A 22,947-nucleotide genomic window follows, 5' to 3' on the forward strand; every position below is an offset into this window, starting at 1 on the left:
TACGTTTAAAAGAACTCATTCTTGCAATTTCAAATAGGCCATCTATTCCTTACAATTCTTCCGATGAGTTTTGAGTTTTTTCAGAGCCCAATCATAGTGACTGGAGGTGCTACTGATAAAATAGGAACCTAGACTTGTTCCGCCGGTCCACTTATAGCCACCTTTGGTAAAGAGTTCGTCATTGCTAAAAACTTCTATCAACTCTAAAACCTTCCTATGTGATTGTTCTTGGAGTCTAGTCGCTTCTTCTAAGGAGGTTTTCTGGTGCTTCTTCCAAAAAGCGACATTCATTTCTCCATAAGTTTTCCAAGTATAAGGTTCAGGGAGAAAAGGTCTTTCGTGACCTTTTTGATTGGAATGTACCCAAGTCAAAAGTAACTGCTGCCATTCATAAAGATGGATCAAGACATCCCGTAGATTTTTATCCCTTTTCCAGTGAGCTTCTTTTTTCTTTGGGTCTCTTGAAAAATCAAATGGAGTCTGTAGCTCATCTTCACTTAGTTGGGAGATGAAACGATTGAGATTTTCATAGTTTTCCTTAGAGGCCAGCATTAGCTCCTCTTTTGTTTTCGGTCTAGGCACAGAGTTCTCCCTTCATATTACTAGTTATTATTAGAAATTTTTTATCCTTTAAATCTCTATAACTTATCCTTTAATTTCTCAACAAAGAGATAGGCTGCTGGACAGGTCAAGGTATTCTTAATAGTCAAATGGTTGATTTGATGGATTTTTTTCCTGTCTGTATGGGGAAATTCACGACAGGCCTTTGGACGAACATCATAGATGGAACAGAGATTATCTCCTCCTAGAAAGGGACAAGGCATGGATTTAAAAACCTTATCGCCATCTTCATCTACCTGCAGAAACTCCGCTTCAAAAGCTGGTAATTTCATCTTAAAGTACTTAGCAATACGAGTGATGTCTGCTTCCTTGAAGTCAGGTCCCAATGTCTTGCAACAGTTGGCACAGGCAGTACAATCAATTTCCTCAAATACTTCTTGGTGAATCTGCTGGGCTATCTTATCTAGATTTTTTGGTGGCTTTTTCTTTAGATTGGCTAAAACTTTACGATGCTCCTTCTGCTTTTGTAAGGCTAGCTGGTGGTAATATTCAATATCAATTTCTTTAGACATGATTTCTCTCTTATTCTATTTGTTTCTCCTATTATATCATGCCTCTTCATCATTGAAAAGTGGAGTTTATTAGACTATACTTTCCCAAAATGCGTCAAAAAACCTTGCAACTTAGTTGCAAGGACTTTTCGATTAATCGAAGTTAACGTATTCTTTTTGAAGTTCAAGAACTTCTTCCATTGTTGAACACTCTGTAAGTGCACGGTTAGCGTACTCTTCCATCTTAGCAGTATCCAATTTCTTCATCAAGCTACGTGTACGAAGGACAGATGTTGCTGACATAGAGAATTCATCCAAGCCCATTCCGACAAGAAGTGGAACAGCTTTTTGGTCACCAGCCATCTCACCACACATACCAGCCCATTTACCTTCAGCGTGAGCTGCCTTGATAACGTTGTTGATCAAGCGAAGGATTGATGGGTTATATGGTTGGTAAAGGTATGAAACTTGCTCGTTCATACGGTCTGCTGCCATTGAGTATTGGATCAAGTCATTTGTACCAATTGACATGAAGTCTACTTCTTTTGCAAATTGATCTGCAAGCATTGCTGCTGCAGGGATTTCAATCATGATACCAACTTGGATGTCATCCGCAACTGCAACACCTTCAGCAAGAAGGTTTGCTTTTTCTTCTTCATAAACTGCTTTAGCTGCACGGAATTCTTTCAAAAGGGCAACCATTGGGAACATGATACGCAATTGACCATGAACAGAAGCACGAAGAAGGGCACGGATTTGTGTACGGAACATTGCATCTCCAGTTTCAGAAATAGAGATACGAAGGGCACGGAATCCAAGGAATGGGTTCATTTCATGTGGCATATCGAAGTAAGGAAGTTCCTTATCTCCACCGATATCCATTGTACGAACAACCACTGGTTTACCATTCATTCCCTCAAGAACAGCTTTGTATGCTTCATACTGCTCATCTTCAGTTGGGAAATCTTGAGAATCCATGTACAAGAACTCTGTACGGTAAAGTCCAACCGCTTCTGCACCGTTGTTGTTAACACCTTCCACGTCTTTTGGAGTACCGATGTTAGCAGCCAACTCGAAGTGTTTACCGTCAGCAGTCACTGTTTGAGCATCTTTCAAAAGTGCCCATTCAGCTTTTTGTTTAGCATAAGCTTCACCAGCTGCTTTAAATTCTGCCGCTTGTTCATCTGTTGGGTTGATAATCACTTCACCAGTAATTCCGTTAACGGCAAGGATATCACCGTCTTTCACCACTTCAGTGATGTTATTTGTTCCCAATACAGCTGCAATTTCAAGTGTACGTGCCATGATAGCTGAGTGGCTTGTACGTCCACCGATATTTGTTACAAAAGCTTTTACAAAGTTTTTGTCCAATTGAGCTGTATCAGATGGTGTCAAGTCATGCGCAATCACGATTACTTCTTCATTGATAGAAGCTGGGTTTGGCAATTTCTTACCAAGAAGATTTGCCAATACACGTTTTGTCACGTCGCGGATATCCGCTGCACGTTCTTGCATATATGGGTTGTCTTCCATGCCTTCAAAGATAGTGATGAACATGTCAGTCACTTCTTTAAGACCTGCTTCAGCATTGACTTTCTTAGCACGGATTGTTTCTTTAATCTGACCAATCAATTCTGGGTCAGCAAGAACCATCAAATGAGCGTCAAAAACTTGAGCCGCTTCTTCACCAAGCGTACCTACAGCTTTCTCACGGATAAGAGAAAGCTCGTTTTGAGAAGCTTCAAGAGCTACATCCAAACGAGCCTCTTCTGCGTTTGTATCTTCGACTGAAACAGTCTCGAATGACAAATCCGGTTGAACGAGTAGATATGCTTTTGCAACTGCAACACCATCAGATGCTGCGATTCCTTTAAGCATTTCTGTCATTTTCCTTATGCCAATCCTTCTTTTTCCATTGTTTCTGAGATTGCAGCGATAGCGTCATCTGCATCTGCACCTTCAGCTGAGATAGTTACATCAGCACCTTGGCCAACACCAAGACTCATAACACCCATGATTGATTTAAGGTTAACTGATTTACCTTTGTACTCAAGAGTGATATCTGAAGCAAATTTGCTTGCAGTTTGTACCAACAATGTTGCTGGACGTGCGTGAATACCTGTTTCTGCCACTACGTGGAAATCTTTAGAAGCCATAGTTTGACTCTCCTTTTGTTCTTTCTTTTTTGAGTTATATGTGATAACCCTTACAATTTGGTATTATACCATCTTCTAGGATTTTTTTCAAGCATTTTATGGGATTTATTCGATTTCCTTTCAGATAACTTGCTGAAAATCTTCTATTCTAGATAACAAAACACAGGATATAGTTTTCCAAAAAACTACTTCTAGGATAATTATCACTATTTCATAAAACAAACACTACATATTGTGTTTTGCAACCTTTAGTAGAAAAATAGACCACTATATTTAGTTTCAAATCATTGACAAAAATTTATTTTCTGATATACTAAGAAAGTAATCTATTTTGAAAGAGGAGTTACACAATGGTAACCGTTTATTCTAAAAACAACTGTGTCCAATGTAAGATGACTAAACGTTTCTTGGACAGTAATAATGTCGCTTATCGTGAAATCAATCTTGATGAGCAACCTGAGTACATCGATCAAGTTAAAGAGCTCGGTTTCAGCGCAGCTCCTGTTATCCAAACACCAACTGAAGTCTTTTCAGGTTTCCAACCAGGAAAACTGAAACAATTAGCATAATCTTAGTACATCATCCAGAAGATACTGCTTCTAGGGCTAACTTAGAAGCCTTTCTTTTGTAATTAGATAAGGGAAATTTTATGGGATTAAAACATCTTGAGGACGTGACTTACTTCCGTCTCAATAACGAAATCAACCGTCCTGTTAATGGACAAATCATGCTTCATAAAGATAAAGAAGCCTTGGATGCCTTCTTTAAAGAAAATGTAGTTCCAAACACTATGGTTTTTGATTCAATCAAAGATAAAATCAACTACCTCATTGAACACAACTACATCGAAACAGCCTTTATCAAGAAATACCGTCCAGAATTCTTGGAAGAATTGTCTCAATTTATCAAAGAACAAAACTTCCAATTCAAGTCTTTCATGGCTGCCTATAAGTTCTATAATCAATATGCCTTGAAGACTAACGACGGTGAATACTATCTTGAAAGTATGGAAGACCGTGTCTTCTTTAACGCCCTTTATTTTGCCGACGGTGATGAAGCCGTTGCAATCGATATTGCCAATGAAATCATCCACCAACGCTACCAACCTGCTACTCCTTCCTTCTTAAATGCTGGACGTGCTCGTCGTGGGGAGTTGGTATCTTGCTTCTTAATCCAAGTAACGGATGATATGAACTCTATCGGACGTTCTATCAACTCGGCTCTTCAACTTTCACGTATTGGTGGTGGTGTGGGAATTACCCTCAGCAACCTTCGTGAAGCGGGCGCACCTATCAAAGGTTATGAAGGTGCCGCTTCTGGTGTCGTACCAGTCATGAAACTCTTCGAAGATAGCTTCTCTTACTCTAACCAATTGGGGCAACGTCAAGGTGCAGGGGTTGTTTACCTCAATGTCTTTCACCCAGATATCATCGCCTTCCTTTCAACTAAGAAAGAAAACGCTGATGAAAAAGTTCGTGTCAAGACTCTATCACTTGGTGTTGTAGTACCAGATAAATTCTATGAATTGGCTCGTAAAAATGAAGAAATGTATCTCTTCAGCCCATACTCTGTAGAGCTTGAATACGGTGTGCCATTTAACTACATCGACATCACTGAAAAATACGATGAATTAGTCGCAAATCCAAATATCCGCAAGACAAAAATCAAGGCGCGTGATTTGGAAACTGAAATCTCTAAATTGCAACAAGAGTCTGGCTACCCTTATGTCGTCAACATTGATACAGCTAACCGTGCAAACCCTGTTGATGGAAAAATCATCATGAGTAACTTGTGTTCTGAGATTCTTCAAGTCCAAGAACCAAGCTTAATCAACGATGCTCAAGAATTCCTTCAAATGGGAACAGATGTTTCATGTAACCTTGGTTCAACCAACGTGGTCAACATGATGACCTCACCTGATTTTGGTCGTTCTATCCGTGCTATGGTTCGTGCCCTTACTTTCGTTACAGATAGTTCGCACATCGTAGCTGTTCCTACTATCGACCATGGAAATAGCCAAGCCCACACCTTTGGTCTCGGTGCCATGGGACTTCACAGCTACCTTGCCCAACAATTGATTGAATATGGATCGCCTGAGTCTGTTGAATTTACAAGCATCTACTTCATGCTCATGAACTACTGGACCTTGGTAGAATCAAACAATATCGCGCGTGAACGTGGTATCACCTTCCACAACTTTGAAAAATCAGACTATGCTAACGGAAGCTACTTTGACAAATATGTGACTGGCGAGTTTGTTCCAAAATCAGACCGTGTTAAAGAACTCTTCAAAGATGTCTTTATCCCAAGTGCTGCTGACTGGGCTGAACTTCGCGACAAGGTTCAAGCAGATGGTCTTTACCACCAAAACCGCCTTGCTGTAGCGCCAAATGGTTCTATCAGTTACATCAACGACGTTTCTGCTTCTATCCACCCGATTACGCAACGTATCGAAGAACGTCAAGAAAAGAAAATCGGTAAAATCTACTATCCTGCTGCTGGCTTGTCAACAGAAACCATTCCTTACTACACTTCTGCCTACGACATGGATATGCGTAAGGTGATTGATGTCTATGCTGCTGCAACTGAGCACGTGGACCAAGGACTTTCACTCACTCTCTTCATGCGTAGTGACATTCCAAAAGGTCTTTACGAATGGAAGAAGGAAAATAAGCAAACGACACGTGACTTGTCTATCCTTCGTAACTATGCCTTTAACAAGGGAATCAAGTCTATCTACTACGTCCGTACCTTTACAGATGATGGTGGAGAAGTCGGTGCCAACCAATGTGAAAGCTGTGTGATTTAATCTTTGCTTGAGGGAACTACATTTTCTCAGATAAGTGATTCATTCACCCTGCTAAACTAAACTGGAATAAGCATCTATACTATGGAAAAACACAAAAGTCGGGCTTCCGACTTTTTGTGCGATACTCCTCTAGAATTATGATAAAATAGAAGTAATTGTGAGTTCGCAATACTAAACACAGAAAGAGATTTCAAAATGGAAACTTACTACAAAGCCATTAACTGGAATGCCATCGAAGATGTCATCGACAAATCAACTTGGGAAAAACTGACGGAGCAATTCTGGCTTGATACACGTATTCCTTTGTCAAATGACTTGGATGACTGGAGAAAGCTATCAAATGTAGAAAAAGACTTGGTTGGGAAAGTCTTTGGTGGTTTAACACTTCTCGATACTATGCAATCTGAAACTGGGGTTCAAGCCCTTCGCGCAGACATCCGTACACCCCATGAGGAAGCTGTTTTCAATAACATCCAATTTATGGAATCTGTTCACGCTAAATCTTACTCATCAATCTTTTCTACCTTGAATACTAAGGCTGAGATTGAAGAAATTTTCGAATGGACTAACACCAATCCTTACCTACAAAAAAAGGCTGAGATTGTCAACGAAATCTACCTAAACGGTAGCCCACTTGAAAAGAAAGTTGCCAGCGTCTTTCTTGAAACCTTCCTCTTCTACTCTGGTTTCTTCACTCCCCTCTACTATCTTGGTAACAACAAACTAGCCAATGTTGCGGAAATTATCAAATTAATTATTCGTGATGAGTCTGTTCACGGAACCTACATTGGTTACAAATTCCAACTTGGTTTCAATGAATTACCTGAGGAAGAGCAAGAAAAACTCAAAGAATGGATGTACGACCTGCTCTATACTCTTTACGAGAATGAAGAAGGCTACACAGAGAGCCTCTATGACGGTGTTGGTTGGACTGAAGAAGTCAAAACCTTCCTTCGCTACAATGCTAACAAGGCACTCATGAACCTGGGACAAGATCCACTCTTCCCAGATTCAGCTGATGATGTCAACCCAATCGTTATGAACGGTATTTCAACAGGAACTTCCAACCACGACTTCTTCTCTCAAGTCGGAAATGGTTACCTCCTTGGTGAAGTTGAAGCCATGCAAGACGATGACTACAACTACGGTTTGGACTAAGGTCATCTATTTTATAAGTGATAAAAAGATCATGGTTTGTTTAAAACAACCATGATCTTTTTGTTTTTGTTTTCTTTTGTTTTTTAAATTGATTGATTGAATACTTTATGATAAAATAGTAATAGAAATAGAGGTGATAACGATGTTAAAGCAGGAAAAACTAGATAATATTCTAGAAACAGTAAATACAAAAGGAACTATTACTGTAAAAGAAATCATGACTCGCTTGGATGTATCAGATATGACTGCTAGACGCTACTTGCAAGAGTTAGCAGACAAGGATTTACTTGTTCGGGTGCACGGGGGAGCTGAGAAAATTCGCACAGGTTCTATTTTAAACAATGAACGTTCCAATATTGAAAAACAAAGCTTACAGATTGCAGAAAAACAAGAAATCAGCCGTTTTGCAGGCCATTTAATTGATGAGGGTGAAACCATTTTTATTGGTCCAGGGACAACCTTGGAATCTTTTGCCCGTGAACTTCCAATTGATAATATTCGTGTTGTAACAAACAGTTTACCAGTCTTTCTCATCTTAAACGAACGAAAACTAACAGATTTGATTTTAATTGGTGGGAATTACCGCTCTATCACTGGAGCCTTTGTCGGAACACTAACCTTGCAAAACTTAGCCAATCTTCAATTTTCTAAAGCTTTCGTTAGCTGTAATGGTATTCAGGACAATTCAATTGCGACCTTTAGTGAAGAGGAAGGTGAATCTCAACGCATCGCCCTCAATAATTCCAATAAAAAATACTTACTAGCTGACCATAGTAAATTCAATAAATTTGATTTCTATACCTTCTACAATATCTCTGATATTGATACCATCGTTTCAGATTCTAAACTGAGCAAAGAAACGTTTGAACAACTTTCAAAACAAACAAAAATTATTCTTTCTAAACCATAAAACTGAGGATTGATAAAAAATAAAATGCGTCATATCAAGAAAATAAGAATCTTGATATGACGCATTTTTGGATGAAGATTTTTACAAAGAGTTTCCTAGATTCTTTATGATTGTTGAAACGGCATAAAATCTGAATCAAAGGAGATATTATCCCGTTCTTCAGGACTGATAAAACTTAAAAAGATATTTTTAAATTCTTCTAGCTCATAGTCTGAATGGCAAATCCATTCTTTACCGGTAGAGATATACCATTTCCCAAGATTTTTCAGCTCCTCATTAGTCAAACGAGGTATTTGAGAACATTTATCAAAATTGATAATATAAACTTTTTCATAAATTGATTGGATAAAATCTTTGAACATCTTTTGCCTCACTAGAATTCTATATCTAATTACTCATTCTACTAGTCTATAATCTGACTTTCAGCTACTTTCTTGTACCAGTGAGCTGATTTCTTAGGATAACGTTCTTGAGTTTCAAAGTCTACATAAAAGAGACCGTAGCGTTTTTCATAACCGTTTGACCAAGAGAAGACATCCATCAATGACCAGATGAAGTATCCTTTGACGTTTGCACCATCAGCAATCGCATCAGATAAGACCTCTAAGTGTTGTTTGACATAATCAATACGGCCATCATCATAAACAGTGTTATCAACGAACTCATCTTTATACCCTAGACCATTTTCAGTGATGTAAATCTTCTTGTAGTTAGGATAATCTTTCTTCACACGCATGATTTGGTCATACAAACCTTGAGGGTAGATAATCCAATCCCAGTCTGTACGTGGTACATAATCAGGAGCTACACGACGACCAACACCTTTGATTTGGTACTTAGAGCTTCCTTTCTCACCCTTACCATTATGGATAATTTCAGTTTCTCCATCAAATGCTTCCATCCAGTCACTCATATAGTAGTTGATTCCTAGGAAATCATTCAAGTCTTTTGCAGCTTCTAATGCTGTGAAATCTTCTTCACGAAGATCCAAGCTACCACCATTGACTGATAAGATATGGTTAACACCTTCCATCGTTTCATCTGAATAGCGACCTAGATAAGTTGCATCCAAAATAAATTTATTGTGAATAATATCTTCCAACTCAGCTGCACGAACATCTGCTGGATTTTTAGGATCTAAAGGATACTTGGTTGGCAAAGCATGAACAACACCAATTTCACCTTTATAGCCTTTATCTTTATATAGCTTGACTGCACGCGCATGAGAAACCATCATATTGTGGTGCGATTGGAAAACTTTGGCAAGGTCGTACTGAATACCTGGAGGGAATTTTCCAACCAAGTATTGACCATCACCAATTGGCCCAATTTCATTAAAGGTTGTCCAATAGTTTACTTCTGGGAATTCTTCAAAACAGAAGGCAGCGTAGTCTACAAAGTGTTCAATATTTTCACGGTTTAAGAAGTCTCCATTTGAGTGGAGAGCTTCTGGCGTATCAAAGTGATGAAGAGTTACAAAAGGCTCAACATGACGTTTGTGACACTCTGCAAATAGATTATGATAAAATTCAACACCTTTAGCATTTACTTGACCGTAACCAGTCGGGAAAATACGTGACCAGGCAATAGAAATTCGAATACCATTGACACCATACTCTTCTGCTAGCTTGAGGTCAACTGGGTATCGATTGTAAAAATCACTGGCTGGTTCGGCAGTGTACCAGTAGTTATCTTCAAGATACTTATCCCACGCAACTGGTCCTTTACCATCAGTATGTGTAGCACCTTCTGCTTGATAGGCAGCTGTTGCGCCACCGAAAATAAAGTCTTTTGGTAATGTTTTTGTCATTTTTTTCACCTATTTCTTGATTTAAATAAAGTAAAAGTGAGAGGAGAGGAGTCAGTGAGCCATCCTTCTCCATCTCACTTCTTGTACCAAGTCACCGAATTGTAACATGAGGAGGTAAAAACGATAGCTTTTTACCGACGAATTAATAAGGCGATTAGGAAATTTGCCATAGCGATTGCCGTAACGAGAGGAGACTATTTCAGAGTCCCTAGCCTTAATCGAATTGTGACATGAGAAGGTAAAAACGATAGCTTTTTACCGACGAATTAATAAGGCGATTAGGAAATTCGCCATAGCGATTTCCGTAACGAGAGGAGACTATTTCAGAGTCCCTATCGTTAATCGAATTGTGACATGAGAAGGTAAAAACGATATCTTTTTACCGACGAATTAACAAGGCGATTAGGAAATTCGCCATAGCGATTTCCGTAACGATAGGAGACTGTTTTATAGTCCCTATCGTTAATCGAATTGAGCTTGTACGAATGCAAGAGCACCTTTTCCATCACGAGTTAATTTGATGTATTGAGCGCCTTCTGTTTTCGCTAGTTTAATACCGAGCTTATCTGTTTCTGCTTTCATGTCTTCAAAGTTTGAAGCAACTTGAGGGGCAAGGATAACAAGATCAAACTCTGGCAACATTTCACGGTGAGCACCATAGCCACCTGCTGCTGCTTTCACAGGAACATTGTATTCTGCAGCTGCCTTATTCAAAGCATTCGCAAGAAGTCCACTTGTCCCTCCACCTGCACAGAGAACGAGGACATTTGTTTCTTCAGTGATTGTATTTTGTGCTGCTTCTACACCAGCTTTTTCAAGAATAGCATCTGCTTTTGCAGTGTTGAAGTTTGCGGCAACTTTTTCTTTCAATTCATCATTAGATTTACCTGAACGCTCTTCTTCAAGAATTTGTTCATCATATACTTTAAGGAATGGATAGTAAATGACTACGTCAACCACGATTAGAAGGGCAGCAAGAATGAATGATAGAACTTGGAAGTTCGTACCAAGAACTAGACCTAGTGGAGCTGGAGTTGTCCATGGTAGATTAGCAGTAAATGAGTTCATTCCAAGTGTTTCAATAAAGAATTTGAAGATCCAAACGTTTGCGATTGGAGCAAAGATAAATGGAATGAAGAAGATTGGGTTTAATACAAGTGGTGCACCAAACAAGATTGGTTCATTTACACCAAAGAATGTTGGGACTACTGAAGCACGACCGATTGCACGGTTACGTTTTGATTTTGTTAACCACATGAACATGAATGGAACAACCAGTGTCGCACCAGTACCACCCATGGTAACGATAAACATTTGTGTACCAGAAGTAAGAATCTTGTCAGCGTGCATACCTTGTTGGAGAAGGTTCAAGTTGACTTCGGCATTGGCATAGGTAATAGCTGCGATAGCTGGTTCAACGATAGATGGACCATGGATACCAACAAACCAGAAGAAAGCAAAGGCACCAAAGATAATCGTAATACCTAGATAACCATCAGCAGCAGAGAATAATGGTGCAAAGAATTTACCGATTGATTCAGCTACGCTTGCACCAACAAAATGACGAGCTAGTAAATCAAGAGCATAAAGAGAAACAACTGATAGAGTGAATGGAATCACATCTTTAAAGACTTGTGAGATATTAGGTGGAACTTCGTCAGGCATGCGAATAGTGACGTTGTTCTTAACACAAACCTTATAGATGGCTACGGTAACAAAGGCAGCAAGGAAGGCTGAAAGCAAACCTTTTGTCCCCAAGAATCCAGTAGCTAGACCATTTTCGATAGGATCAGCTGCCAACATCAACAAACCAACAATTGCTGCCAACAATGTTGACATATAGTTTATTTGATTGGTTTTCTCCATGCTACGGTTTACTGAGTCGGTCAATGACTTAGCTGTTGTACCTGCTACCAAGAGAGCCAGAATACCCATAGAATAGCTATAAGGTTTCATCAGAAAAGCTACAACTTCATCAGACCATTTAAAGCCCCATGAGTTGGGTACAAAAGCAATCAAGATAAAGATACTTGAGAAGAGAATAACAGGCATACCTGCAATGAAACCATCACGAATAGCACGAAGATAGATATTACGAGATAGTTTCTCAAAGAAAGGCTTTCCTTTCTCGATAAATGCAATTAATTTATTCATTACTTAACTCCTCTCTTGTAGAGTTCAATTAAATGGTGCATCAAATCTTTTAACAAGATGGTTGTCATCAAGTGATCTTGACCGTGCATCATGGTCACACTATACGCTAAGTCCTCACCAGAAGCTTCCTTAGTTAATAGACTTGTTTGCGCGTGGTGAGCCTCTGCAATACAGCTACCAGCTTCCTCTACCAAAGTGTCCGCTTTCGCAAAATCACCAGCTTCAGCAGCCTTCAAGGCTTCCAATAGTTTTGAACGAGCGTCTCCAGCATAGGCTACGATTTCAAAACCTAACAATGTTACTTCTTCTCTATTCATGATAGAATTCTCCTTATGTATTTTTAATTAAATTTTTATGACAATAAACGTTGGATATGTAGAACTAGATAAACTCGTTCACTTTTATACAAATCAAGACCCGTATGTTGCGTAATCACATCATAGATCTTGGAACCAATCTCGAACGCTTTTGGATAGGATTGTTTAATATGATCTTCCATATCCAGAAGTGATTGGTTATCATCTCTAGATCTGTCTAAATAATCCAAGAAATAATTCAAATGAATCATAAAGCGATCATAGAAATGGTTATTCTCTTTAGTTCGTTGAATTGCATAGTCCGTTAAAACTTCTTCAACATTCCTGAGAATTTCTTTCCTCTTATCAATCGACTCCACAAGTTCTACTTCATTTTCACCTTCGGCATTAATGAAATGATAAGCAATCCGAATAATCTCGTCCTCAGGAAAATGATCTGCTAGCTTCTGACGATAAATTCCAAAAGCCTCATTTGCAATTTGAAAAGCGACAGGATACTTGGTAGAAATATCTGGCAGATTACTATCCTTGTACCTTCCTTGTGCTAGAGCTTGGTAAGAACAGTAAATATGATCTGTCAAGGTTACGTAAAGATATTCTTGAATCGGATAATGATATTTCTTTGATAGCTTATCAATGATTTCATAGGTCACTGTGATAAAATCAAGCGGAACATCTTTGAGAAGAGCCATAAAGTTTTCCCTGGACTCTTCTGTCTTCATCCGAAAGATTTTCTCAACCTGATGTTCAGAAATCAAATCTCCCTTCTTCTTTCCAAATGCAATCCCCTTACCAATCACAATCACTTCTTCTCCTTTATCATGCCTGACAAGCGAAACATTGTGATTTATTGGATTTAGAATTCGATACATGTCAACCTCCTTTTATATTTTAAAGGTATATGAGTATAAAAAATGACCACAAATGAACTAGAAAATCATCTGATTTCTAATTCACCTGTGATCATGCCTAATATTACTTAGTAACACTCACCTTGTATTAACTTGTGATTTAAGTATAGCACAAGTAGGTTGTTTTGTAAACCTTTACATGAAACTTTTTTTAAAATTTTTTTAGATTCATGTTCCTAACCTAGGAGGACTTGCTTATACGCGCTCTTTCCATGAAGTTGCTGTTGTTTGAAGAACTTTATTGAGTTCGTCAATGTTTTCAAAACCAGTTGTGCGTAGCCATTCGCGAGCTGCTGCTTCACCATCTTTGATGTAAGCTTCAACTGATCCAGCCCAAGTTGCACGGCCACAAAGAACTCCGTTAAAGTTTGCACCTGATTCATGGGCAAATACAAGAGTATCTTGGAAGAGTTTAGCTGATACACCAGCACTCAAGTAGATGTATGGCAAGTTAGTTGCTTCATCTTGTGCTTTGAAGAAGGCTGCTGCTTCTTCACGTGTATAAACCACTTCACCTTCAGCGAAGCCTTCAACATATTTAATGTTAACAGGAACTTCTACTTTCAAGACATCAATGTTAAAGCGTGGGTCTGAAAAGACTTTCATAGCACCGATAACTTTGTGTGGTTTTACTTTCGCGTATTCTACAGAACCTGCGTCAGCAATTTTTTCATCGTAAGCAAGAATTTCAAGGAAGAATGGGATATCTTCAGCCACACACTCAGAACCGATACGTTCGATGTAAGCTTGTTTTTCTTGGTTAAGTTCGTCTGAGCTATCTACATCATAGTAAAGCAAGAATTTAACTGCATCTGCACCTTCTTCTTTAATACGTTTTGCAGACCAAACATCCAAGCAGTCAGGCAAGCGTTTTGTGCTTGTTGTGTCATAACCTGTTTTTTCATAGGCAAGGAGAAGACCAGCTTTTTCATCAAGAGCTTTAGTTGCTGGAAGTCCATACTCAGGGTCAAGAAGCATAGATGAAGCATATTTAGTCAATTCATCTGCTACCAAGACTTTAAGTTCTTCCATTTGAGCTACAGTTGGTTCTTCTGTTTGGTGTTGAGCCATGAGGCGTTTCAAAGCACCACGTTGGTCAAATGCAAGAGCTGAGATGATACCATTTTCATCAGAAAGTTTTTCTAAGCGTGCACGTTTTTGTTCTGTTAAAGCCATTTTATACCTCTTTTACTATTAATTGATCATATAGAGCTTGATAGTTGGCCATGTTGACATGACCAGTCATTTTTTCTTGAGCATTGAGCATACCAAGGACATTTGCCTTGATGAGTAATTCTGAATCCGATTCTTTATGAAGTAGTCCTGAAGAAATCCCAGCTACAGTAGAATCTCCAGAGCCAACAGGGTTGACTACCTGAATTCTAGGAATATCTACCTTGTAGAAAGTGTCACCATGTTTGGCAAAAGCACCATTAGCACCAAGCGAAACGATAATCCATTCAATCCCTGCAAACAAAGGTTCTTGAAGAACTTCTTTTAATTCATCCAAATTCTCAGAAACTTCTCTTCCTAGAAGCTGGGACAATTCCTCATTATTTGGTTTGATGACTGTTGGTTTATGTGGTGATTCAAGAACCGCCTGAAGTGCTGCACCAGAGCAGTCCAAGACAACAGGCTTGCCAGCTTGATTAGCAAGTTCTACCAAGCTCGCATAGTAATCAACTGGAAGGCCAGCTGGTAAACTACCTGAGATAGCTACTACTTCAACTGACTCCAAGAGTTTTTTGAAATGTTCCAAAAAGTCTTGACCTTCTTGTTCCAGAACTTCAGGTCCTTTTTCAAGAACTTCTGTTTGGTTGTCTCCGTGAAGAATAGCGATACAGTTACGAGTTTCTCCCTGAATAGAAAAGAAATCTTTCTTTACTTGATCATCGATATTTTCAACCAAAAACTCACCAAGTTTGCCACCCACTAAACCAGTAGCAAGAACAGAATCACCAAATTCTGAAAGTACTCGAGTAACGTTTAGTCCTTTACCACCAGCAGTTTTGGTTACATCCACCACACGATTGACAGTATCAATCTTCAACTCATCCAAGGGATAGGAAATATCGATGGATGGATTCATTGTGACTGTTAAAATCATAGGTCACCTCTTAGTCGTGGTATTCTCCGCGATCCCATTTTTCAAGGAATTCAGTGAAGAAGTTTGCGTCTGTTTGTTGAGCATTGTGACTTTCAACGTGTTCAATTTTCGCAATCAATTTTTTGTTTTCTTCAGATGGTTTGTATTCAGCATGGATGAAAGCTTCGATGATATCACACATAAGCAATTCACCAGTAATTTTACCACCAAAACCGATAACGTTAGCGTTTAATTGTTCTTTAGCATAAAGGGCTGTTGTCATATCACGAACTAAGGCAGAACGAACACCAGGAACTTTATTTACAGCGTTGTTGATACCAACACCAGTACCACAGATACATACCCCAAGATCAGCTTGACCGCTAGTTACAGCCTCCCCTACTTTTTTACCAAAGATTGGGTAGTGAGTACGTGTATGGTCATATGTACCAAAGTCAATGACTTCATATCCTTTTGATTTCAAAAATTCTGAAACCGCCATTTTTTCATCTGTTACGATGTGGTCACATCCAATTGCAATTCTCATTTTTAACTTACCTTTCTTACTGTAATCTAATTAGCACATTTTGTTCAACATGTCGACACGAATCTGGTGACGTCCACCATCGTATTTACCGTTAACAAATCCTTTAGCTATGTTTTTAGCCAATTCATCACCAACAAGTTGTGCACCCATAGTGATCATACGTGAGTTGTTGTGACCACGAGTCATATAAGCTGAACGTTCGTCAGATACTTCTGCAGCAACCATTCCTTTGATCTTAGTTGCGACCATAAATGGACCAGCTCCATAAGCATCAATCACGATACCAAGGTTTTGTTCTTCTTTGTTTACTTCTGCAGCAACAGCAAGAGTCACATCAACAAAGTCTTGACCTTCAGCTGTAACATCCACAACGTGGAAGTTTTCTTTTTCCAAGAAGTCTTTCACAACTTCTTTCAATCTCAAACCTGCAGCATCTGCACCGATAACAATAGACATATTGTATACTCCTTTTTATTTTTCTAGGCTAGTAAAGACTTTCGTAGTTAGCAGTTTATCCACAAAAGGATTTCTAGCAGTTTATTGACAAATTAGATTGAACGAGATGATTTACACCTTATTCAAGTTTAGGAAAACAGTTTCCTAGAAATACTCCTTCTCCGCGAAAGAAAATATAACAAGTGATTATTTGTTTGTTACAAACATCATTTGTTGTTTACAAACATAATATACTCCTATTTTCTAAAAAAGTCAACAGTTAGTGTTTGTTTTTGTGTTTTTTTAACTAAAAAATTTCGATATCAAAACCAATTTGATCCACTTGACCAGGTTCTAGGAGACGAACATTCTTCTTATCTTCTAGATGATTTCCTTCTTCAAGGGATGTTGACAAGCCAGACCATGGTTCAAAGGCAATGAAAGGTCCCTTATTCAAAGTTGACCATATAATGAGGTTTGGAAACTCTGTAAAGTGCACTTTCAATCCCTTATCATGTTTCCGAGAACGAAGCGCAATTGTTCTAGATTGCAATTCATCTAAGGTGACTGCATCTGTACTGAAAAGATCATAGCTGAGGTCTACTTCTTTTTGACCCTCTAGCCATGGACTTCTATCTTGAAAATCCAGCATACCCGTTTCTGGGAAAGGACGTGGAACAGAGCAAGTCTCTTCTTTCTCAAACTCTAAATAGTAATCTTCATAGACCTCGTCATCCAGTAGAGGACAATTAAAGCCTGGATGTCCACCAATAAAGTAAGGCATGACCTTACTAGTTTCTTTGTTGAAAATCTTGTATTGAGTCCGTACTGTCTTTCCAGTAAGGATATAAGTGATTTCTAGGCGGAAATGATAAGGGTAGTTCTGATAGCTATTCTCATCGTCTTCAATTGCAAAAGTTACACTATTATCTGTCTGTTCAACTAATTCAAATTCTTTCTTACGAACCAAACCATGTCGAGGAATCTTTCCTTTACTTTCTTGTCCCTTCTCATCTATATAAAATGCTGTATCCTCTCTCAAAGAACCACAAATGGGGAAGAGAACAGGAGCTTGTCCACTCCAATAAGTAGCATCCCCTTGCCACAAATACTCAAGTCCCTCAGCATCTTTTATAGAAGAAAGAGCTCCACCAAAACTGTTAAATTGAACACTTAATTGTTCTGATTTTAATTCAATTACCATTATTTTCTCCGATTTCTTGATAGTTTATAAAAAACTAGGCTGTCACTCCTAATGGATTTAGACAACCTAGCTTTAACAATTTACATTTTATAGGAGCGCATTATTTTGCTTTTGCTGCGTACTCTTCGTTACGTTTGATCATTTGTTTTCTGTACCATGCAAAGATACCGATATAGAATACAAGGAAGACTACAGCACCAAGGATTGCTTTGATATCACCTGTTGTAGTGTTACCAATTGTCCAACCAAGAAGTTTTTCGATTGGTCCTTCAAGAGTTGAGTGAGTAATCAATTGAGTTTCACTCACACCTGCTGGGAAGGCACCTACACCTTTAGCAAGTTCTGTTGCAAATGGTGCGATAAGTGTACCTGAAAGAAGGAAGAGTGGCAACAAGAGTGTTCCGAAGATAATCATACGGAGCAATTTACCACGTGTTACAACCAAGAGAGCTGGAGTAACACCCATAGCGATGATACCTGCAAGTGGCAAGATACCATTTCCAACTTTTGAAAGAAGCACAGCTTCAATCAACATGATTGGTGCAAGTACGTTGGCACAAGCCCAGATTTCAGCACGACCAGCGATGAAAGGCCAGTCAAGACCGATGTTAAATTTACGTCCTTGAAGACGTTTAGTAGCAACGTTTGTAATACCTTGTGAAAGTGGCTCTACGGCAGCGATGAACCATGAACCGATAAGTGAGAAGAGTTCCAAAGACACACCAGCTGTCAAACCAAGAGACAACCAACCTTTAATAACTAATTGCCAGTTTGCTGCATCTTCTACGCCAGCAACTGGATGTGGAGTACCCATCAAACCGATAACGATACCAAGGATGAAACCGATGAAGAATTTAGATCCCCAGAAACCGATTTTCTTGTTCAATTTAGCAGCATCAAAGTCATATTTATCAAGACCTGGGAAGAATTTTTCAAAAATCTTATCCAAAACCATGATAACTGGGTTCATCATGTAGTTCATGTGAGTTGAAGTCATTGGTGATGAACTTGGTGCGTTAAGAAGGTCATCAAATGTAGGTTTCATCAAATCAGAGTTGATGATTTTAAGAACACCTACAAGGACAACTGCTGCAGTGGCGATGAAGAGTGAAACCCCTTGGCTTACACCGTTGTTGTCTGCATACCATTTAATCAAAAGACCTGTGATAGACAAGTGCCAGATATCGAAGATATCAACGTCAAGTGTATCAGTTTTCTTCATAGCAAGCATCACTACGTTGACAATCAACATGATAAGCAAGAAGTAAAGTGTCCAAGCAGATCCCCAAGTGATTGTAGCAAGTGGTGCCCAACCAACGTCAGTGATGTTCAATTGAATACCAGTATTTTCAACGAATTTTGCAAGTGATGCTGAGAAAGCACCATTCAGCATACCGATGATAGCACCGATACCAGTAAGAGCGATGGCAAGTTTGATACCACCTTCAAGTGCTTTGGAGAATTTCACTCCAAAAAGTAGAGCCAATACTGTCAAAATGATCAGCATGATGATTGGCCCACCCATATCCAAGATAGGTTTGAACAGCTTATTGGCTAGTTCGATAATGACATCCATAATAGTTCCTCCCTTTTTATAGTTATATGAATGTTAACAAATTAGAATTAGCTTAACCCGTGTTCTTTAATAGCTGCTTCAATATTGTCAAATACTGGAGCACTCATAGCTGGGATACGGAATAAGATTGGTCCAGCTTCGATAACTGGAATACCTGGGTCAAAACCAAGGTCTGTAGCAGCAATTGGTGTAAAGATGTCATAACCTTTGATAAGATCTTCGTTAACGTCTTTTACCATGACTGCATCACAGTGAACATCAAAACCGCGGTTTGAAAGTTCTTCTTCAAGAGCACTTTTAATTTGGTGGCTTGAGTTAACACCTGCACCGCAGGCAGCAAGAATTTTAATCATATGGATTTCCTCCGATTTAATATTTTTAATAGACAAAATTAAGCAATTGCTTCAGCAATATAAGCATAGAGGGCTTCTGGTTCAGAAATTTTTGATAGGTCTTCAAGATGACTATTTCCAGTAAAGAAGTCCATCAACTGAGCAAGAATGTTTGTTTGACTTGAACTTGAGTTATTAATGATAAAGAAGAGTAAAGATACTTCTACTTCCTTATCTGGGGCAATCATATTGTGGAAAGTCACCGGTTTATCCAATCGAACGACCACAACTTTTTCAGCTAGATTATGAACAATATCTGTATGAGGAATAGCCACATTCGGCAAATCCTTACCCAAAAATTCCATATCTAAGCCAGTCGGAAATGACTTTTCACGCGTGATCAAGGCTTCACGATAAGTTGGAGTCACGATTTCTCGTTCTTCCAATAAAGTTGCTACCTGATCAAAGAGATGTTCTTGATTATCCGCTTCTAAGCAAAACACAAGGTTTTTGTCAAAGAAATGATCTAATCCCATAAGGTTTTTCCCTTCTTTCCATTAACTTTATACTATAAGTATAACACTATATGAAACCGTTGTCAATAATTTTTTGTTGTTTTTTGTCCTTTTTTTGATTATTTTGTTTATTTTTTATCTTTACAACCAAAACAAACATTTAAAACAAACACTTTAAACGATTTAATCCTATTATAAATGCAAAAAACAGGCCTATTTAAGCCTGTTTTACTATTGATTCTTCTGTAAATTTCCTGTTAACAAGAAAAACAATTATGATAACTTATTCCTCATCCATGCTCAAGACGCTAAGAAAGGCTTCTTGTGGAACTTCTACTGATCCGATAGCTTTCATACGTTTCTTACCAGCTTTTTGTTTTTCAAGGAGTTTGCGCTTACGCGAAACGTCACCACCATAACATTTAGCAAGTACGTTCTTACGAAGGGCCTTGATATCAGTACGAGCCACAATCTTGTGTCCAATAGCTGCTTGAATTGGAACCTCAAATTGTTGGCGAGGGATGATTTTCTTAAGCTTATCAACGATGAGTTTCCCACGTTCATAAGCAAAGTCCTTGTGAACGATAAAGCTGAGGGCATCCACCTTGTCTCCATTGAGAAGGATATCCATTTTCACTAGCTTAGATGGGCGGTACTCTGACAATTCGTAGTCAAAGCTTGCATAACCACGAGTAGATGACTTAAGCTTATCAAAGAAGTCAAATACGATTTCAGCAAGTGGAATTTGATAGATAACATTGACACGGTTATCATCAATATAGTCCATAGTCACGAAGTCTCCACGCTTGCGCTGAGCCAATTCCATCACTGCTCCAACAAACTCTTGCGGTACCATTATTTGCGCCTTAACATAAGGCTCTTCAATGGTCGCAATCTTAGTTGGGTCTGGGAACTCAGATGGGTTAGATACATCCATAGACTCACCGTCGGTCAAGTTAACCTTATAGATAACAGATGGAGCTGTCATGATGAGGTCAATGTTGAACTCACGTTCCAAACGCTCTTGGATAACATCCATATGGAGAAGTCCAAGGAAACCACAACGGAAACCAAATCCAAGTGCCTGAGATGTTTCTGGTTCAAACTGCAGACTAGCATCATTCAGTTGCAATTTTTCAAGCGCTTCACGTAGGTCATTGTACTTGTTTGACTCGATAGGATATAGACCCGCAAAGACCATAGGATTCATTTGTTTGTAACCATGTAATGGCTCAGCCGCAGGATTGGTTGCCAAGGTAACGGTATCACCCACACGAGTGTCCTGAACTGTCTTGATAGATGCAGCGATATATCCAACGTCACCAGTAGCAAGGAAATCACGACCAACTGCCTTGGGTGTAAAGATACCGACTTCCGTAACATCAAAAGTCTTGCCATTGCTCATAAGCTGAATCTTATCGCCAGGTTTGACCACCCCATCCATGACACGCACTTGAAGAATAACTCCACGGTAAGCATCATAAACAGAGTCGAAAATCAAGGCCTTAAGTGGTGCCGTCACATCACCTGTTGGCGCTGGCACTTTTTCTACGATTTGCTCTAGAATTTCTTCGATGCCAATACCAGCCTTAGCAGAAGCCAAAACTGCTTCACTGGCATCCAAACCAATGACATCCTCAATCTCAGTACGCACGCGCTCAGGATCTGCAGCTGGCAGGTCAATTTTATTAATGACTGGCATGATTTCCAAATCATTGTCCAAGGCCAGATAAACGTTGGCAAGGGTTTGGGCCTCAATCCCTTGAGCGGCATCGACCACCAAAATCGCTCCCTCACAGGCAGCTAGCGAACGTGAAACTTCATAGGTGAAGTCTACGTGCCCCGGCGTGTCAATCAAGTGGAAAATATAAGTTTCCCCATCTTTAGCAGTATAATTCAGCTCGATGGCATTCAACTTAATGGTAATCCCACGTTCCCGCTCTAGATCCATACTGTCCAAAAGCTGGGCCTGCATTTCACGACTTGAAACCGTCTCTGTTTTTTCCAAAATGCGGTCTGCTAGAGTTGATTTCCCGTGGTCAATATGGGCGATAATAGAGAAGTTACGGATCTTCTCCTGTCGTTTTTTCAATTCTTCTAAGTTCATGATTCTCTTCCTTTCAGGGTATCTATTTATTATAAATTGTTTTTGACATTTTGACAAGACCATACCCTGCCAGGAGTACTAATCTTCAGCAACAAAGCCGTCATTTTCGATAAAGTGATGTTCTATCATTCCTTGGTCTGTAAAGACAATTCCATGAAGGACACCACCATAAACAGCTCCTCCATCCATCCCAATCTTGCCATCTTCTGTAGTCCAAAGCTCAGCAGTACCACGCTCTTGCTTTAACAAACCATAAACTGGCGTATGACCAAAGACAATGATTTTTCCAGTATGATTTTCTGCTTCGTGGAATGGTTTTCTGAGCCATACTTTTTTATAATCTGTGGTTTCATGCCAGTCATCCAAGGTCAAATCAATACCTGCGTGAACAAAGATATACTTGTCTGTCTCTACAACAAAAGGCATTTGACGAATGAATTCGACCAAATCTGCCGCTTCAGTGGCAACACGCTTGGCATCCTCAATCCCGTCAACTGGTGCATCCAAGGGACGACCTAGGATAGAGTTAATGGTTGTATCACCACCATTGCGACGATAGTGGTCATAGCTTTCTTCAGGATCATCAAGCCAAGTCAGAAACATATACTCGTGGTTTCCTGACAAACAGATAGCCCCTTGATTGTCCACTAAGTCCTTGACCATTTCAAGGACGCGGCGACTATCCTCACCACGGTCAATCAAATCTCCTAGAAAGAGCAACTGAGTCTGACCATCCCATGTTTTGAGAAGGTCTTCCAGCATTCCAGCTTTTCCGTGAACATCTCCAATTACATAATAGTCTGTCATC

23 protein-coding genes are annotated in these 22,947 nt (G+C 39.3%); 4 read left to right on the plus strand and 19 right to left on the minus strand.

From position 1 onward, the window contains the following. Positions 1-42: 42 nt before the first annotated feature. The 4 genes from ABKJ27_RS04970 to ABKJ27_RS04985 all read right to left on the minus strand — a co-directional run bounded on the left by ABKJ27_RS04970 (position 43) and on the right by ABKJ27_RS04985 (position 3,268). Positions 43-582 (minus strand): ClbS/DfsB family four-helix bundle protein, encoded by a 540-nt coding sequence (locus tag ABKJ27_RS04970; protein ID WP_410011447.1) that lies wholly within the window; start codon positions 580-582, stop codon positions 43-45. A 56-nt stretch (positions 583-638) separates the two neighbouring features. Then, complete coding sequence (locus ABKJ27_RS04975; RefSeq protein WP_000031481.1) at positions 639-1,133, minus strand: YkgJ family cysteine cluster protein; 495 nt, start codon at positions 1,131-1,133, stop codon at positions 639-641. 132 nt (positions 1,134-1,265) lie between these two features. Then, positions 1,266-2,999 carry a phosphoenolpyruvate--protein phosphotransferase gene (ptsP, locus tag ABKJ27_RS04980; RefSeq protein ID WP_004241506.1) on the minus strand — a complete coding sequence of 578 codons (1,734 nt, stop codon included), beginning with the start codon at positions 2,997-2,999 and terminating at the stop codon, positions 1,266-1,268. 5 nt (positions 3,000-3,004) lie between these two features. After that, complete coding sequence (locus tag ABKJ27_RS04985) at positions 3,005-3,268, minus strand: phosphocarrier protein HPr (protein ID WP_000146947.1); 264 nt, start codon at positions 3,266-3,268, stop codon at positions 3,005-3,007. 350 nt (positions 3,269-3,618) lie between these two features. On the opposite strand from ABKJ27_RS04985, the gene nrdH reads away from it, so the two are divergent. The 4 genes from nrdH (at position 3,619) to ABKJ27_RS05005 (ending at position 8,145) form a co-directional block, all read left to right on the plus strand. Continuing rightward, positions 3,619-3,837, plus strand: a complete 219-nt coding sequence (gene nrdH, locus ABKJ27_RS04990) for a glutaredoxin-like protein NrdH (protein ID WP_000259240.1) — start codon at positions 3,619-3,621, stop codon at positions 3,835-3,837. An 80-nt stretch (positions 3,838-3,917) separates the two neighbouring features. Then, positions 3,918-6,077: a class 1b ribonucleoside-diphosphate reductase subunit alpha gene (gene nrdE / locus ABKJ27_RS04995; protein WP_049516644.1), complete on the plus strand. Its 2,160-nt coding sequence runs from the start codon at positions 3,918-3,920 to the stop codon at positions 6,075-6,077. Between the two features lie 195 nt (positions 6,078-6,272). Further along, positions 6,273-7,235, plus strand: coding sequence for a class 1b ribonucleoside-diphosphate reductase subunit beta (gene nrdF / locus ABKJ27_RS05000; RefSeq protein ID WP_000451386.1), 963 nt, complete (start codon positions 6,273-6,275; stop codon positions 7,233-7,235). Positions 7,236-7,377: 142 nt separating this feature from the next. Then, a complete protein-coding gene (locus ABKJ27_RS05005) occupies positions 7,378-8,145 on the plus strand; it encodes a DeoR/GlpR family DNA-binding transcription regulator (protein WP_261117357.1) in 768 nt (255 codons plus the stop codon). A gap of 104 nt (positions 8,146-8,249) precedes the next feature. Here the strand turns inward: ABKJ27_RS05005 and ABKJ27_RS05010 are convergent, their stop codons facing one another. From ABKJ27_RS05010 to ABKJ27_RS05080, 15 genes are all read right to left on the minus strand, one after another. After that, positions 8,250-8,507: a DUF3884 family protein gene (locus ABKJ27_RS05010; RefSeq protein ID WP_084819641.1), complete on the minus strand. Its 258-nt coding sequence runs from the start codon at positions 8,505-8,507 to the stop codon at positions 8,250-8,252. Positions 8,508-8,548: 41 nt separating this feature from the next. Further along, on the minus strand, positions 8,549-9,955 hold the full coding sequence (gene lacG, locus ABKJ27_RS05015; RefSeq protein WP_261037348.1) for a 6-phospho-beta-galactosidase: 1,407 nt from the start codon (positions 9,953-9,955) through the stop codon (positions 8,549-8,551). A 462-nt stretch (positions 9,956-10,417) separates the two neighbouring features. Continuing rightward, a complete protein-coding gene (locus tag ABKJ27_RS05020; RefSeq protein ID WP_001037324.1) occupies positions 10,418-12,109 on the minus strand; it encodes a lactose-specific PTS transporter subunit EIIC in 1,692 nt (563 codons plus the stop codon). Further along, positions 12,109-12,426, minus strand: coding sequence for a PTS lactose/cellobiose transporter subunit IIA (locus ABKJ27_RS05025; RefSeq protein ID WP_001078329.1), 318 nt, complete (start codon positions 12,424-12,426; stop codon positions 12,109-12,111). The genes ABKJ27_RS05020 and ABKJ27_RS05025 overlap by 1 nt, the downstream gene beginning before the upstream one ends. Positions 12,427-12,461: 35 nt before the next feature. Continuing rightward, entirely contained in the window at positions 12,462-13,298 is an 837-nt protein-coding gene (locus tag ABKJ27_RS05030; RefSeq protein WP_084946569.1) for a PRD domain-containing protein, read from the minus strand. Positions 13,299-13,532: 234 nt separating this feature from the next. Then, positions 13,533-14,513 (minus strand): tagatose-bisphosphate aldolase, encoded by a 981-nt coding sequence (lacD, locus tag ABKJ27_RS05035; protein WP_001229114.1) that lies wholly within the window; start codon positions 14,511-14,513, stop codon positions 13,533-13,535. A gap of 1 nt (position 14,514) precedes the next feature. Next, on the minus strand, positions 14,515-15,444 hold the full coding sequence (locus tag ABKJ27_RS05040; RefSeq protein ID WP_410011448.1) for a tagatose-6-phosphate kinase: 930 nt from the start codon (positions 15,442-15,444) through the stop codon (positions 14,515-14,517). A 10-nt stretch (positions 15,445-15,454) separates the two neighbouring features. After that, complete coding sequence (lacB, locus tag ABKJ27_RS05045; protein ID WP_001216913.1) at positions 15,455-15,970, minus strand: galactose-6-phosphate isomerase subunit LacB; 516 nt, start codon at positions 15,968-15,970, stop codon at positions 15,455-15,457. 30 nt (positions 15,971-16,000) lie between these two features. Further along, positions 16,001-16,426 carry a galactose-6-phosphate isomerase subunit LacA gene (lacA, locus tag ABKJ27_RS05050; RefSeq protein WP_000029277.1) on the minus strand — a complete coding sequence of 142 codons (426 nt, stop codon included), beginning with the start codon at positions 16,424-16,426 and terminating at the stop codon, positions 16,001-16,003. 286 nt (positions 16,427-16,712) lie between these two features. Next, positions 16,713-17,609: an aldose 1-epimerase family protein gene (locus tag ABKJ27_RS05055; protein ID WP_410011449.1), complete on the minus strand. Its 897-nt coding sequence runs from the start codon at positions 17,607-17,609 to the stop codon at positions 16,713-16,715. Positions 17,610-17,709: 100 nt separating this feature from the next. Then, complete coding sequence (locus tag ABKJ27_RS05060; RefSeq protein WP_000382513.1) at positions 17,710-19,185, minus strand: PTS galactitol transporter subunit IIC; 1,476 nt, start codon at positions 19,183-19,185, stop codon at positions 17,710-17,712. A 47-nt stretch (positions 19,186-19,232) separates the two neighbouring features. Further along, positions 19,233-19,538, minus strand: coding sequence for a PTS sugar transporter subunit IIB (locus tag ABKJ27_RS05065; protein ID WP_000590547.1), 306 nt, complete (start codon positions 19,536-19,538; stop codon positions 19,233-19,235). Between the two features lie 38 nt (positions 19,539-19,576). After that, positions 19,577-20,053 carry a PTS sugar transporter subunit IIA gene (locus ABKJ27_RS05070; protein WP_410011450.1) on the minus strand — a complete coding sequence of 159 codons (477 nt, stop codon included), beginning with the start codon at positions 20,051-20,053 and terminating at the stop codon, positions 19,577-19,579. Positions 20,054-20,315: 262 nt separating this feature from the next. After that, positions 20,316-22,139: a translation elongation factor 4 gene (gene lepA / locus ABKJ27_RS05075; RefSeq protein ID WP_001047207.1), complete on the minus strand. Its 1,824-nt coding sequence runs from the start codon at positions 22,137-22,139 to the stop codon at positions 20,316-20,318. 78 nt (positions 22,140-22,217) lie between these two features. After that, positions 22,218-22,946, minus strand: coding sequence for a metallophosphoesterase family protein (locus tag ABKJ27_RS05080; RefSeq protein WP_410011451.1), 729 nt, complete (start codon positions 22,944-22,946; stop codon positions 22,218-22,220). Between the last annotated feature and the right edge of the window lies 1 nt (position 22,947).

Source organism: Streptococcus sp. KHUD_011, assembly GCF_046352925.1.
In the GTDB taxonomy this organism is placed as follows: Bacteria; Bacillota; Bacilli; order Lactobacillales; family Streptococcaceae; genus Streptococcus.